Raw genomic sequence first — 13473 nt, forward strand, 5'->3', positions numbered from 1 at the left:
GTGTTGCAGCGCTGGAAATAGTCAGGTCGCGCCGGCGCGCGCAAGGGTCGCTTCCCAAAGCCCTGCACGAGTCGCGAAGGCGGGACCCGGTGTCCAGAAGCGAAACGCCATGGCGTTCCGCGCGATAGAGCGCGCGAGGACGCAACAATGAAGCGCATGCTGATCAATGCGACGCAGGCCGAAGAACTGCGCGTAGCGATTGTCGACGGCCAGAACCTGTACGACATCGACATCGAGCAACCGTCGAAGGAACAGAAGAAGTCCAACATCTACAAGGGCAAGATCACCCGCCTCGAGCCCTCGCTCGAAGCCGCCTTTGTCGAATACGGCGCCGACCGCCACGGCTTCCTGCCGCTGAAGGAAATCTCCCGCGACTACTACCAGGCCGGCGTCGACCACAACAAGGCCGGGCTGAAGGAACTCCTGCGCGAAGGCCAGGAAGTCGTCGTCCAGGTCGACAAGGAAGAGCGCGGCAACAAGGGCGCCGCCCTGACCACGTTCATCTCGCTGGCCGGCCGCTACATGGTGCTGATGCCGAACTCGCCGACCGCCGGTGGCGTGTCACGCCGGATCGAAGGTGACGACCGCGCCGAGCTGAAGAAGGCGATGGACAGCCTGAACATCCCCGACGACATGGGCGTGATCATCCGCACCGCCGGCGTCGGCCGCGACGCAGAAGAGCTGCAGTGGGACCTGGATTACCTGGTCAGCGTGTGGAAGGCGATCACCGACGCCGCGCTCAGCAAGCCCGCGCCGTTCCTGATCTACCAGGAGTCGCGCCTGATCATCCGCGCCCTGCGCGACTACATGCGCCCGGACATCGGCGAGATCCTGGTCGACACCGACGAGATGTACGCCGAAGCGCGCGAGTTCGTCGAACAGGTGATGCCGCACAACCTGCGCAAGCTCAAGCACTACACCGACGACGTTCCGCTGTTCAACCGCTTCCAGATCGAGTCCCAGATCGAGAACGCCTACGAGCGCGAGGTGCGCCTGCCGTCCGGCGGCGCGCTGGTGATCGACCAGACCGAGGCGCTGACCGCGGTCGACGTCAACTCGGCGCGCGCCACGAAGGGCGGCGACATCGAAGAGACGGCGTTCAACACCAACCTGGAGGCGGCCGAGGAAGTCGCGCGCCAGATGCGCCTGCGCGACCTCGGCGGTCTGGTGGTGATCGATTTCATCGACATGTCCTCCAACAAGCACCAGCGCGAGGTCGAGAACCGCCTGCAGCACGCGCTGCGGCAGGACCGCGCGCGCGTGCAGGTCGGCCGGATCTCGCGTTTCGGCCTGCTCGAGATGAGCCGCCAGCGCCTGCGCCCCAGCCTGGGCGAATCGAGCCAGATCGTCTGCCCGCGCTGCGAAGGCCACGGCCGGATGCGGTCGGTCGAGTCGCTGTCGCTGTCGATCCTGCGTGTCGCCGAAGAGCACGCGATGAAGGACAACACCGGCCAGGTGCTGGTGCAGGCGCCGACCGAAATCGCCACCTACCTGCTCAACGAAAAGCGCCGCGCCCTGAGCGAGATCGAAAGGCGCCACGACGCGCCGATCGTGATCGTCGCCGACGAGCAGCTGCATACGCCGCATTACGAGGTCACGCGCATCCGCGAGAACGAGATGGGCGAGGAAACCAGCAGGCCGAGCTATCACCGCGGCACCCCGCGCAAGCTGCCGACCCACGCGCTGACCAAGGCCCACCTCAACATCCCGGCGGCGGCCGCCGTGACCAACGTCAAGCCGGCACAGCCCGCGCCGCTGCGCGAACCGCGCGAGCCGGTGGAGGCCGCCGCCCCGACTCCGGCGCCGCAGGTGGTCGCACCCACCCACTCCATCGGCGTGGTCGAGCGGATCATGCGCTTCTTCCGCGGCAGCCAACCGGCCGCCGTCGAGGCCTCCTCGCAGGGCCGCCGCCCGCAGGACGGCCGTGGCCGCAACGAACGCGGTGAGCGCGGCGAGCGGGGGGAGCGCAACGACCGCAACGGTCAGCGCCGTGGCAAGCAGGGCCGTGACGGTCGCCGCGACGAACCGCGCCGCGAGAACCAGGCGCAAGGCAGCAAGACCCAGCAGCGCAATGGCCAGCCGTCGCAGGACGTGCAGCCGGGCCGCGGCGGCAAGCAGGGCCGCCAGAAGCAACCGCGCCAGCCGGCGGAAGAGCGCACGCAGAACGCCCAGGCCGCGGCCGAAACCTCGGCGGCTCCCGCTCCCAAGCCGCCCCGCCAGCCGCGCAACGAAAAGCCCACTGCCGACGCAACGACTCCGCCTGTCGAACCCGCGGTGGCCGCCGCCGACGCCGCAGTGACCGTTGCCAAGCCGGCTCCGACCGAACAGGCACCGGAGCCGAAGGCCAGCCGCGACAACGCCGACGCGCCGCGACAGGAAGGCTCCGAGAACGGCGATGGCTCCGACGCCAATGGCGAAGGCGGCCGTCGTCGCCGCGGCCGTCGCGGCGGTCGTCGCCGTCGCCGCGGTGGCGCCGACAGCGCCGCCGAGGCGGTGGCTCCCGACACCGCGGCGATCGACGAGATCGATGCCGACGCCGAGGTCGCCAAGCCCGTGGCCAGCCGCTCGCAACCGGAGTTCGACTTCGATGACGAGGCTGTCCCGCCCCGGCAGACACGTCGCGAAGCCCGGAACGACGCCCCGGTGTCCTCGCCGAAGGACGACGCCACCCCGGCGATCGCTGCGGCTGCCGCGTTGCCGGTAGTGACTGCCGAAACCCGGACCGGGCCCAAGGCCGATGCCGATGCCGGCATCGACCGCCCGCGCCGGTCGGCCCCGAAGCAGGAGGCCATTTCGGACAGCGCCCCGGCGCCTGTCGCGGCAGCCCCGCGCGGAGGCAATGACGAGCCCCCGGCTGCAGCTCCCGTTGAAGTGGCAGCCGCCGCGCCGTCGCCGGCGGAGGCGGCAGTCCAGGCCGCGAATCCGGAAGGTCAGCCGTCCACCCCGGTCGCGGAACCCGACGCGGCCGTCGACGGGACGGTGATCGAAGAGAACATCGTGCCGTCTCCGGTACCGGTCGACGACGGCGCGGTGGTTGGCAACGAGACCATCGCTCCCGCCGACTCGGTGGAAACCGCGATCGAACCCGCCCGGCCGGAGCAGCAGGCGGTCGATGTCGAGCGTGGCGCGGCAACCGGCCCGACCAACGGCAGTGGGCAGCCGTCGGCCGTGCCGCCGCGCACGCCCGGACTGTTCGATGCCGAGCCGTCACCCCCGGCGGCGGACGCGGCGGTCGAAGGCCAAGCTTCGGAAGACGGCGGCGACACGCCGCGCAGTCGCGACGCCTGACCGCGTTTCGAGGCGGAGAAAAACAACGGGCCGCTCGATGCGGCCCGTTTTTCGTTGCGCGTACGCCGTTACAGCGCCAGTGCCGGCTCCATCAGTCCGTATTGCCCGAGCAATCGCGCCAATGCAATGGTGTCGGTGATCTCGAGCTTCTCGAATAATCGCGACTTGTGGGTGTTCACGGTCTTGGCGCTCAGGCTCAGGCGCCGGGCGATCTCCTCCTGGCGCAGGCCCTGTACCAGCAGCAGCGCGACTTCGAGCTCGCGTGGCGACAACAGGTCGAACGGTGATTCGCCGCCCCCGAGCCCGCTCAGCGCCAGGTGCTGGGCGATCCCGCTGGCCAGGTAGCGGCGTCCGCGCGCAACGTCGCGCACGGCCCGAAGCAGTTCGGCGGCATCGCCGCCCTTGCCGACGTAGCCCGACGCCCCCGCTTCGAGAAGCCGCTTCGGAAGCGGCCCGTCTTCCAGCACCGAGACGATGATGACGCGGGTGCCGTGGTTCCCCTTGACCACGCGCTCGGTCACCTCCAGCCCGCTGACGCCCGGCAGATGCAGGTCGCACAGCACCACGTCCGGCTTGAGCGCACGGATCAGCGGCAGCGCCGCTTCGCCGCTTTCGGCGTCGCCGATCACCTCGATATCGGTTTCGGACGACAGGATCATGCGCATGCCGGTCCTCACCAGCGCATGGTCGTCGACGATGAATACACGAACGGTCATCCCTTTCCCCTCGTAGTCCAACTCCCCGCCCGGAGGCTACCGGCGGTGCCGGGGGCGCGCAACCGGATGCACATGCCGGACGAGCGAAGCTGCGGCACACTCGGCCGCTATCCCATCCAAGCCCGCTGCCATGAACCCCAGAGCCCGCCACGCCTACACACTCCCGATCGCAGTGGCACTGGTGCTGCTCGCCGGGTGCTCGCCATCGGCAGGCGGTGCCACATCGACCGCGCGGAGCAACACACCGGCGCCAGCCGGCAGCGAGGCATCGGAGTGGCTGGCCGACGTCGAAGCGATCGCCGCCGCAGCAGACAATGCCGGTCGCCGCGAGGCCATCCGACACCAGCTCGATTCGCTCGGCCTGGATGCGCGTGAGGCGCCGTTCGAGAGCGAACACGGCCCCGGCGTGAACGTGCTCGCCGATGTCGGCGGCCCGGCCGACGCGCCGCTGTTGCTGCTCGGGGCGCATTCGGACCGGGTCGGCGAAGGCGACGGTGCGACCGACAATGCATCCGGCAGCGCGGTCGTGCTGGAACTGGCCGAGCGCTTCCGCGCGCAACCGCTGCACCGGCACCGGGTCGCGGTCGCTTTCTGGGACCAGGAGGAACGCGGCCTGCTCGGCGCGCGCGCCTTCGTCGCGGCGGGTGGCCCCGCCCCTGCGCAATACGTCAACTTCGACGTGTTCGGCTGGGGCGACACCGTGTGGATGATGGCCCCGGACCCGGGCCATCCGCTGGTCGCATCGACCCGCGTCGCCGCCACGGCGTCCGGCCTGGCGCTCTCGGCCGGCGCCGAGTACCCGCCCACCGACCACCGCGCGTTCCTCGAGGCCGAATGGCCGGCCGTGTCCTACTCATTGGTCGGCGCGGGCGAAGTCGATGGCGTACTCCAGGCGTATGCCGGCGAAACCCCGACGACCATGCCCAAGCTCATGCGGGTATTGCACAGCGAACACGACACCCTCGACCAGATCGATCCCGATGCCGCCGCTCGCGGCATCGATGCGATCGAGGCCGCGCTGCGGGCATGGGATGCGCAGACCGGAGCCACCGTCGGCGATGCGTCTGTGGACGCCGCCGCTGTCAGCCGTCGGGCGGACTAGTCCGTCGTACGACACCGGTTCTCGCGTCGCGGGAACCGGCCGGGGTCGAGACCCTAGCGCCGGCACGCGGCGCTTGCGGGCAAGCGCCCGCTTGGGTGCGGGTCGCCGATTTCGGCGGCCCATTCGGGAGCGCATTGCCGCAGCGGCATCGGGCGGATAAAATGAGAATGATTACCATTTGATCCGGGGGCAGGCACTCCAGCCTGCCCCCTCCCGCACAAGGCCTTCCATGTCCCACCCCGCACCTTCCGTCCTCTCGCAGTCACTGCGGGTCCTTCTGGCTGCCCTGTCGCTCGCGGCGCCGACGATTGCCACCGCCCAGGATTCTTCCGCGGACTCCTCCGGTGAGATGCCCGACGCCACCACGCTCGACACGATCCAGGTGCAGGCGCGGATCATCGAACGCAGCCAGACCGTGACCAAGACCGACACCCCGATCCTGGAGGTGCCGCAATCAGTGTCGGTGGTGGGCGCCCGGCAATTCGCCGACCGCGGGTTGCACGGCATCGACGAGGCGTTCTGGTACCTCGCGGGTACCCAGGGCGCGGGGTATGGACAGGACACGCGCAGCGACTGGCTGCTGGTACGCGGCTTCACCCCGGCGCGTTACATGGATGGCCTGGCGATGACCGACGGCACCTGGACCGGCGCCACCCGTGTCGAGCCCTACGGCCTGGAGCGGATGGACGTACTCAAGGGCCCGTCGTCGGTGTCCTACGGCGCGATGCCACCGGGCGGGCTGGTCAACCTGGTCAGCAAGCGTCCCACCGACGAGCCGCTGCGCGAAGTCGAGCTGCAGGTCGGCAACTTCAACCTGCGCCAGGGCGCGTTCGATTTCGGCGGCCCGCTGGATGCCGAGGGCACCTGGTCGTACCGGCTCACCGGTCTGGCCCGCAACAGTGACAACCTGGTCGACTACGTCGAGGACGACCGCTACTACTTGGCGCCCGCACTGGCGTGGAAGCCGAACGAAGCCACCTCGCTGACCCTGCTGGCGCGCTGGCAGAAGGCCGATACGGCCAACGGCAGCGGCTTCCTGCCGGCCCAAGGCACGCTGTTGCCCAACCCGCACGGCAAGATCCGTCCGAGCCTGTTCACCGGAGAACCCGGCTGGAACGATTACCTGCGCACCAGCAAGTCGGCGGGCTACGAATTCCGGCATGCCTTCGCCAACGGCGTCGAGTTCCGCCAGAACCTGCGCTACGAGGATGCCGACGTCGACCACGACGCCGGCGTAGGCACCATGGACCTGCAGGCCGACGGACGCACGCTCAACCGCTACCTGTTCCCGCTGGAGGAGCACTCCAAGGCTTTCACGGTGGACAACAACGTCACCTTCGGTTTCGCCACCGGCCGCTGGCAACACACCGTGCTGGCGGGCGTGGACTACCGCCGCCTGCAGAACGACTACGCCTCCGCTTTCGCGTTCGGCATCGCGCCGATCGACGTGTTCGACCCGGTCTACGGTGCCGAGGTGATCGTGCCGGACTACACCTTCCACGAGGACAAGGTGCAGGAGCAGACCGGCGTCTACGTGCAGGACCAGATGCAGCTCGACCGCTGGGTGGTCACCGTCGCCGGCCGCCAGGACGAGGTGCGTACCCGCACCGACAACCTGATCGCCGATCCGGTCACTCGTACCCGGCAGGCCGACGATGCGTTTTCCGGCCGCGTCGGCGTGAACTACGTGTTCGACTCGGGCTTCGCGCCATACGTGGCGTGGTCGGAATCGTTCCAGCCGACGGTCGGCGTCGACTTCGACGGCAATGCGTTCGTGCCGACCACCGGCGAGCAGGTCGAGGCCGGCCTCAAGTACCTGCCGCCGGGCGGCCGCGGGCTGGCGACGCTGGCGGTGTACGACATCCGCCAGCAGAACACCCTGAGCGTCGACCCGGACCACGTGCTGTTCTCCGTTCAGCAGGGCGAAACCCGCGTGCGCGGCGTGGAACTGGAGGGCCGCTGGAACTTCACGCCGACGCTGGCGGCCTACGGCGCGGCCACCTGGATGGACACCGAAGTCACATCGACGACCGACGCCGCCGCACTGGGCAAGCAGGTCGCGCTGGTGCCGGAGCGGCAGGCCTCGCTTGGCCTGGACTACACCATCGGCTACGGAGCGCTGTCCGGCCTCGGTTTCGGCGGCGGTGTGCGCTACACCGGCTCCGTGTACGGCGACATCTACAACGAATGGCAGACGCCGTCGTACACCCTGTTCGACGCCGCCGTGCACTACGACTACGACCGCTGGCGCCTGCAGGTCAACGCGGCCAACCTGTTCGACAAGGAGTACATCGCGGTCTGCAACAGCGGCATGTGGTGCTACTACGGCCACCCGCGCACGGTGACCGCGACCGTGCGCTACCGCTGGTGATGGCGGGACGGGCCTCCTGATGGAAACGGCACTGAACCTGCTGGCGCTCGCCTCGTCCGTCCTGTCGGCGCTGGCGCTGTACCTGGCGTCGCCCAACTGTGGCTGGCGGCTCCGCCTGGCGCGAACCGGGTTGCGGGCAGTCGGCGTGGTGCTTGCACTGGTGTCGCTCTGCGCGTGGGTCGCCGTGGCGGGTGTTGGGCCGGGTCTGTGCGCGATGTTCGCGAGCTGGATGCTGGCACTGGTGCTGCTGCCCTACCTCGCCTGGTGGACGCACGGCCGCGACCCGCACGCGTACCCGCATTTGTCACGAGCGTCAGCAGTCCACGCCCCCGCGCAGCCCACGACGGAGGTGGAGTGATGTGGGGCCGCGCGACCGCCGGCGCCCTGCCCGGCTTCGTACTGGCCGCCGCCCTGGTCGGCCTGGTCGGACGGCTGCTGCCGGGCCCCTGGCAGTCCACCCTGGTGCCGGGGATGGTGCTGCTGTTCCCGTTGTGGATCGGCATCGCCGCGGTGGCCTTCCGCTTTGCCAGCGGCGCGCGTGCGTGGGCGTGGCTTGGTGGACTGGCACTGGCCACGCTCGGTCTGCTCCGGCTGGTGCAGGCCACCGGATGGGCGGCATGAGGAGCGATCGATGAAAGTACGCGCACAGACATTGCGGGTGTTCACCGCCGTCCACAGCTGGGTCGGGCTGGTCGCCGGCTTCGCCTTGTTCGTGGCGTTCTATGCCGGCGCGATCACCATGTTCCACCACGACCTGCCGGTGTGGCAGTCGAGCGCGGTCGGCAGCGCGCCCGAGACCATCGACGACGCCCAGCGCCTGCTCGACGAGGTGCTGGCCCGGCACGAGGGCGCCCGCACGCATGTCGGTCTCGGCTTCCCGGGTGAGGAGATGGCGCAGGCCTCGGTGTGGTGGCTGGATACCGCGGGCGTGTGGCAGTTCGGCACCCTCGACACGCTGGAGGGCAGCCCGGTGCCGCCGACCTCCAGCCTCGCCGAGCTGGTGAACGCGCTGCATTACTCGCTCGGCATTCCCGTGGCGGGTGCCTGGCTGATGGGCGTGGTCAGCCTGCTGTACGGGCTGGCACTGGTCACCGGCGTGGTGATCCACCTGCCCCGCCTGGCCAAGGACCTGTTTGCCCTGCGTCCCGGCCACAACCGCAAGCGCTTCTGGCAGGACGCCCACAACGTGATCGGCGTGCTGAGCCTGCCGGTGCACGTGATGTTCGCCGTCACCGGCGCGATGCTCTGCCTTGCTTTCGTCCTGCTGCCCGTGCTCAACCCGCTGGTGTTCGAAGGCAAGCTGATGGAGGCCGTGCCCGGCGCAATGGACACCGCGCCGGTGGTCGCCGCGGCCGGCGAGCCGGCGCCGATGCAGTCGCTCGCGCAATGGCATGCACGTTCGATAGCAATCGCGCGCGAGCACGGCATCGCGGCGTTCAAACCCGAGTACCTGAAGCTCCAGCATGGCGGTGACGCCAACGCGGTGGTGGAAGTGACCGGCGCGGCGGCAGGCGGGCTCGGCCTCGGTTCGGTCGCGTTCGATGCCGGGGACGGCACCCCTCTGGGCGTGCAGCTGCCGGGCTCGCGCGACGCCAATCACGCCACCCTGATGGCGAGCTATGCGCTGCATTTCGGCGAGTTCGGCAACCGGCTGGTGCTGTGGCTGTATTTCCTGCTCGGGCTCGCCGGCGCGTTTCTGTTCTACTCCGGCAACCTGCTGTGGGTGGAAACGCGGCGCAAGCGGCGCGCGCTCCAACAGGGCCGTGCCCCCGTTGCGATGGCGCGTGCCACCGTTGGCGTCTGCATCGGCGTGTGCGTGGCCATCTCGGCAGCGTTCGTGGCCGCGCAGGTTGCACCGGCACTCGGCATGGAGTCCGCGGCCGCCGAGCGCTGGGCCTGTTTCGGCAGCTGGGCGCTGTGTGGTCTATGGGCCGCATTGCGCCCGCCCTCCAGGGCTGCGCGCGAACTGCTCTGGACCGCGGCGGTGGTGACGCTGGCGGTCCCGGTCGCACACGGCTGGGCGAGCGGCTGGCCGTTGTGGGAAGCGGCCGCGGCTGGACACTGGGTACTGGTCACCGTCGACGCGATGGCGCTGGCCCTCGCCGCCGGTTTCATTGCGCTGGCCCGTGCCAGCGCACGCCGCGCCCGGCATGGCGACGCCCACAGTGTGTGGGCCGACGCGCTGCCACAAGCCTGATCCCGGAGACGCCATGTACGCCAGCCGCGCCGAAATCACCGTCGAAGACCTCGGCCCTGCCAAGCTGATGAACCGCCTCGCCAAGCACTGGGCGCACAAGTTCGATGTCGAACTGGGCGAATCGCACGCGGTGATCCCGCTGCCGGGCGCCACGTGCCGTCTGCAGGCGAACGGGAGCCGGCTGACCGCAACAGTTGAGGCCAGCGACCCCGAGGCGCTGGAGCGGATCGAAGGCGTCGTCGCCGATCACCTGCTGCGCATGGCACGCGGCGAGGCACTGCAAATCGAGTGGAATCGACTGCCCGATCAACCGGCGGCCTGAGCAGACAACAGAAGGCCCGCGGAAACGCGGGCCGGATCTGGCGGAGAGAGTGGGATTCGAACCCACGGAAGGTTTGACCCTTCGCCGGTTTTCAAGACCGGTGCCTTAAACCGCTCGGCCATCTCTCCGTAATGCATTGCAGGCGCGGACCGTGGAGCCGCGGCGGGCGCCATTCTCGCATGGCGCCCGCCCGTACGCTCAACGCGCGTGGAGACGCAGTTCGGCTTCGCTGCAGGGGCGGCCGTTGATGTCGGCGCAGCCCAGGCGCGCGGACTCGACGAGCTCCGGCACCTTCTCGGCGAGGTAGTCGATGAACACGCGCACGGCCGGCAGCAGGCCGCGGCGCGAGGCGAACACGGCATGGAAGATGCCCTGCGGCAGGCGCCATTCGGGCAGCACCACCTGCAGTTCGCCGCGGCGCACGGCGTCGGCGCAGATCGTCTCGGGCAGCATGGTGATCCCGACGCCCATCTTCGCCAGCGCCATCAGCATGGGGAAGTCGAACCCGGCGACGCGCGGCTTGAGGTCGATGCGCCGGACCTCGCCGTCAGGCCCGTGCAGTTCCCAGCGCTGGCGCGCGTCGTCCTCACTCATGCTCAGGGTCACGTGCTCGTCGAGCTGGTCGGGGCTCGTCGGTCGTCCCATCTTGCGCAGGTAGTCGGGGCTGGCGACCAGCAACTCCTGGATCTGTCCGAAGCTGCGCATCACCAGGCTGCCGTCGTCGTCGAGGCGGGAGCGCACGCGCAGGGCCACGTCGATGCCCTCGTTGATGACGTCCACCCGCCGGTTGCTGACGTGCAGCTGCACGCGCACCTGCGGGTAGCGGGCAAGGAATTCGGGCAGCAGGCGCGGCATCTGCTCCTGCGCCGCGCCGACCGGCACGCTGACGCGGATCAGCCCGCGCGGTTCCGCGCTCAGGCGATCGACCACCTCCCGCGCGGCCTGCGCCTCCGCCAGCATCGACTGCGCGTGTCGGTAGACGCTCTGGCCGACGTCGGTCACCGCGAAACGCCTGGTGGAGCGTTGCAGCAGGCGCACGCCGAGGTCGTTCTCGAGCTGGGTGATGCGGCGGCTCAGGCGCGACTTGGGAATCCCGAGCGCTCGTTCCGCGGCGGCGAAGCCGGAGTGGTCGACCACCATCGCGAAGTAATAGAGGTCGTTGAGGTCATGCATGGCGATAATTCCACTGACAGAACGTTTCGTGGCATTAGAACCGGTTTATCCCAAAGGCGCAACAACCTACGCTGGTTTCCGTCGGGCCACGGCCCATCCTTGAGGGAACCCCATGAAACTGCTGCACCTGGATTCGAGCATCCTCGGCGCCAACTCGGCCAGCCGCGAGCTCAGCGCCGCGATCGTGGCCCGTTGGCAGGCCGCCCACCCCGGCCTGGACATCACCTACCGCGATTTGGCCGCGGCGCCGGCGCCCCACCTGGCCGCGGGCTCGCTGGCGGGCACCGACGCGGCCGAAGTCGCCCTGGCGGCGGCGATGATGGACGAGTTCCTTGCCGCCGATATCGTGGTGATCGGCGTGCCCATGTACAACTTCAACATCCCCAGCCAGCTCAAGGCCTGGATCGACCGTATCTCGGTGGCCGGCAAGACCTTCAAGTACACCGAAGCCGGCCCGGTCGGCCTTGCGGGCGGCAAGAAGGTGTTCGTGGCGGGCGCGTATGGCGGCTTCCACTCGGGCGACGCGCCGACCAACTTCATCGAGCCCTACCTGCGGTTCGTGTTCGGGTTCTGGGGCATCACCGGGGTCGAGTTCATCACCGCCGAAGGCCTGGCGGTGTCGCCGGAACAGCGCACTACCTCGATCAGGGCCGCGCACGAGCGGATCGACGGCCCGTGCGAGGCACTGGCGGCCTGAGTACCGGATCCGCGTCACTCCGATTATGGACAGGGCCCGCACTGCGGGCCCTCGTTTTTGCTGCCTGTTACGCCGTCCCCGTGCGCCGGTGCCAGGAGCGGCTTCAGCCGCGATCGTGGAATCGGTATCCGGAACGGGCATCCGATCGCGGCTGAAGCCGCTCCTACAAGAGTTCGACGGAACAGAGGGTCGATCAGTCGATCCGCTCCAGGCCGCCCATGTACGGGCGCAGGACCTCCGGCACGGTGATCGAGCCGTCGGCGTTCTGGTAGTTCTCCATCACCGCGATCAGCGCCCGGCCGACCGCCACACCCGAGCCGTTGAGCGTGTGCACCAGTTCGGGTTTGCCGGCTTCGGGGTTGCGCCAGCGGGCCTGCATGCGGCGCGCCTGGAAGGCCTCGCAGTTGGATACCGAAGAGATCTCGCGGTACGTCGCCTGACTCGGCAGCCACACCTCCAGGTCGAACGTCTTGGCCGCGGAGAAGCCCATGTCGCCGGTGCACAGCAGCAGCCGCCGGTACGGCAGGCCGAGCTTCTCCAGCACGACTTCGGCGCAGCGCGTCATGCGCTCGTGTTCGTCCCACGACTCCGCCGCGCGGGTGATGCTGACCAGTTCGACCTTCTCGAACTGGTGCTGGCGGATCATGCCCCGCGTATCGCGGCCGTGGCTGCCGGCCTCCGCGCGGAAGCACATCGAGTGCGCGGTCATGCGCATCGGCAACGCCGCGTCCTCGATGATTTCGTCGCGCACGATGTTGGTGAGCGGCACTTCCGAGGTCGGGATCAGGTAGCGCCGGCTGGTGACGGAACTGCCGTCGCCGACCTCGGTCGCGAACAGGTCGTCCTCGAACTTGGGCAGCTGGCCGGTGCCACGCATGCTGTCGGCGTTGACGAGCAGCGGCACGCTGGTTTCCTGGTAGTCGTGCTCGCCGGTGTGCAGGTCGAGCATGAACTGCGCCAGCGCCCGGTGCAGCCTTGCCAGCGGTCCACGCAGCACGGTGAAGCGGGCGCCGCTGAGCTTGGCCGCGGTGTCGCCGTCGAGCCAGCCGTTGCGGGCGCCGAGCTCGACGTGGTCCTTCACCTCGAAATCGAACGCGCGCGGGGTGCCCCAGCGGTGCTGCTCGACGTTGTCCGATTCGTCCGCGCCGACCGGCACCGATGCGTGCGGCAGGTTGGGGATGCCGAGGGTGATCGCCTCCAGCTCGCCCTGGATCGCCTGCAGGCGCGCCTCGCTGGCCTTGAGCTCATCGCCGAGACCGGCGACTTCGGCCAGCAATGGCGCCACGTCCTCCCCTTTCGCCTTGGCTTGGCCGATCGCCTTGGAGCGGCTGTTGCGCAACGCCTGCAGCTCCTGCGTCCGCACCTGGATCTGCTTGCGCTCGGCCTCCAGTGCCTCCAGGGCGCTGGCATCCAGGTCGAAACCCCGCGTACGGCGCAGGCGGTCGGCAAGTTCGGCGGGCTGCTGGCGCAGCAGGTTGGGGTCGAGCATCGGGGCTACCGCGTTGAGATCAGAGCGGGATTATCGCGTGAATCGCCGTGGATGGGCGCAGGTTGCGAACTATTAACGACATGCATGCACAATGGCGCCACACGCCGCCGTCGACCTC

Annotated in this window: 11 protein-coding genes and 1 tRNA gene; 8 read left to right on the forward strand and 4 right to left on the reverse strand. The window is 69.2% G+C overall.

The features are described from left to right. Positions 1–156 precede the first annotated feature (156 nt). The gene (locus tag U8331_RS08270) at positions 157–3288 is read left to right on the forward strand and encodes an Rne/Rng family ribonuclease (RefSeq protein ID WP_481132932.1); all 3132 of its coding nucleotides are present in this window, start codon (positions 157–159) and stop codon (positions 3286–3288) included. A gap of 68 nt (positions 3289–3356) precedes the next feature. On the opposite strand, the gene U8331_RS08275 is transcribed toward U8331_RS08270, so the two are convergent. Next, the gene (locus U8331_RS08275) at positions 3357–4004 is read right to left on the reverse strand and encodes a response regulator (protein ID WP_481130576.1); all 648 of its coding nucleotides are present in this window, start codon (positions 4002–4004) and stop codon (positions 3357–3359) included. Positions 4005–4134: 130 nt separating this feature from the next. On the opposite strand from U8331_RS08275, the gene U8331_RS08280 reads away from it, so the two are divergent. From U8331_RS08280 to U8331_RS08305, 6 genes are all read left to right on the forward strand, one after another. Then, the gene (locus tag U8331_RS08280) at positions 4135–5106 is read left to right on the forward strand and encodes a M28 family peptidase (RefSeq protein WP_481130577.1); all 972 of its coding nucleotides are present in this window, start codon (positions 4135–4137) and stop codon (positions 5104–5106) included. Positions 5107–5335: 229 nt separating this feature from the next. Continuing rightward, a complete protein-coding gene (locus U8331_RS08285; RefSeq protein WP_481130578.1) occupies positions 5336–7477 on the forward strand; it encodes a TonB-dependent siderophore receptor in 2142 nt (713 codons plus the stop codon). Between the two features lie 19 nt (positions 7478–7496). Further along, on the forward strand, positions 7497–7835 hold the full coding sequence (locus U8331_RS08290; protein ID WP_481130579.1) for a hypothetical protein: 339 nt from the start codon (positions 7497–7499) through the stop codon (positions 7833–7835). Continuing rightward, positions 7835–8098 (forward strand): hypothetical protein, encoded by a 264-nt coding sequence (locus tag U8331_RS08295; RefSeq protein WP_481130580.1) that lies wholly within the window; start codon positions 7835–7837, stop codon positions 8096–8098. Before U8331_RS08290 ends, U8331_RS08295 begins: the two co-directional genes overlap by 1 nt. 10 nt (positions 8099–8108) lie before the next feature. After that, positions 8109–9674 carry a PepSY-associated TM helix domain-containing protein gene (locus U8331_RS08300; RefSeq protein ID WP_481130581.1) on the forward strand — a complete coding sequence of 522 codons (1566 nt, stop codon included), beginning with the start codon at positions 8109–8111 and terminating at the stop codon, positions 9672–9674. Between the two features lie 13 nt (positions 9675–9687). After that, positions 9688–9996, forward strand: coding sequence for a DUF2218 domain-containing protein (locus U8331_RS08305; RefSeq protein ID WP_481130582.1), 309 nt, complete (start codon positions 9688–9690; stop codon positions 9994–9996). A gap of 38 nt (positions 9997–10034) precedes the next feature. Here the strand turns inward: U8331_RS08305 and U8331_RS08310 are convergent. Further along, a tRNA-Ser gene (locus U8331_RS08310) sits at positions 10035–10124 on the reverse strand. A 70-nt stretch (positions 10125–10194) separates the two neighbouring features. Then, a complete protein-coding gene (locus U8331_RS08315) occupies positions 10195–11169 on the reverse strand; it encodes a LysR family transcriptional regulator (protein WP_481130583.1) in 975 nt (324 codons plus the stop codon). Positions 11170–11281: 112 nt separating this feature from the next. Between U8331_RS08315 and U8331_RS08320 the strand changes: the two genes are divergently transcribed. Further along, positions 11282–11866 (forward strand): FMN-dependent NADH-azoreductase, encoded by a 585-nt coding sequence (locus U8331_RS08320; RefSeq protein WP_481130584.1) that lies wholly within the window; start codon positions 11282–11284, stop codon positions 11864–11866. Between the two features lie 193 nt (positions 11867–12059). On the opposite strand, the gene serS is transcribed toward U8331_RS08320, so the two are convergent. After that, positions 12060–13355, reverse strand: a complete 1296-nt coding sequence (serS, locus tag U8331_RS08325) for a serine--tRNA ligase (protein WP_481130585.1) — start codon at positions 13353–13355, stop codon at positions 12060–12062. Positions 13356–13473 lie beyond the last annotated feature (118 nt).

The organism is Lysobacter sp. CC-YZS074 (genome assembly GCF_056739745.1).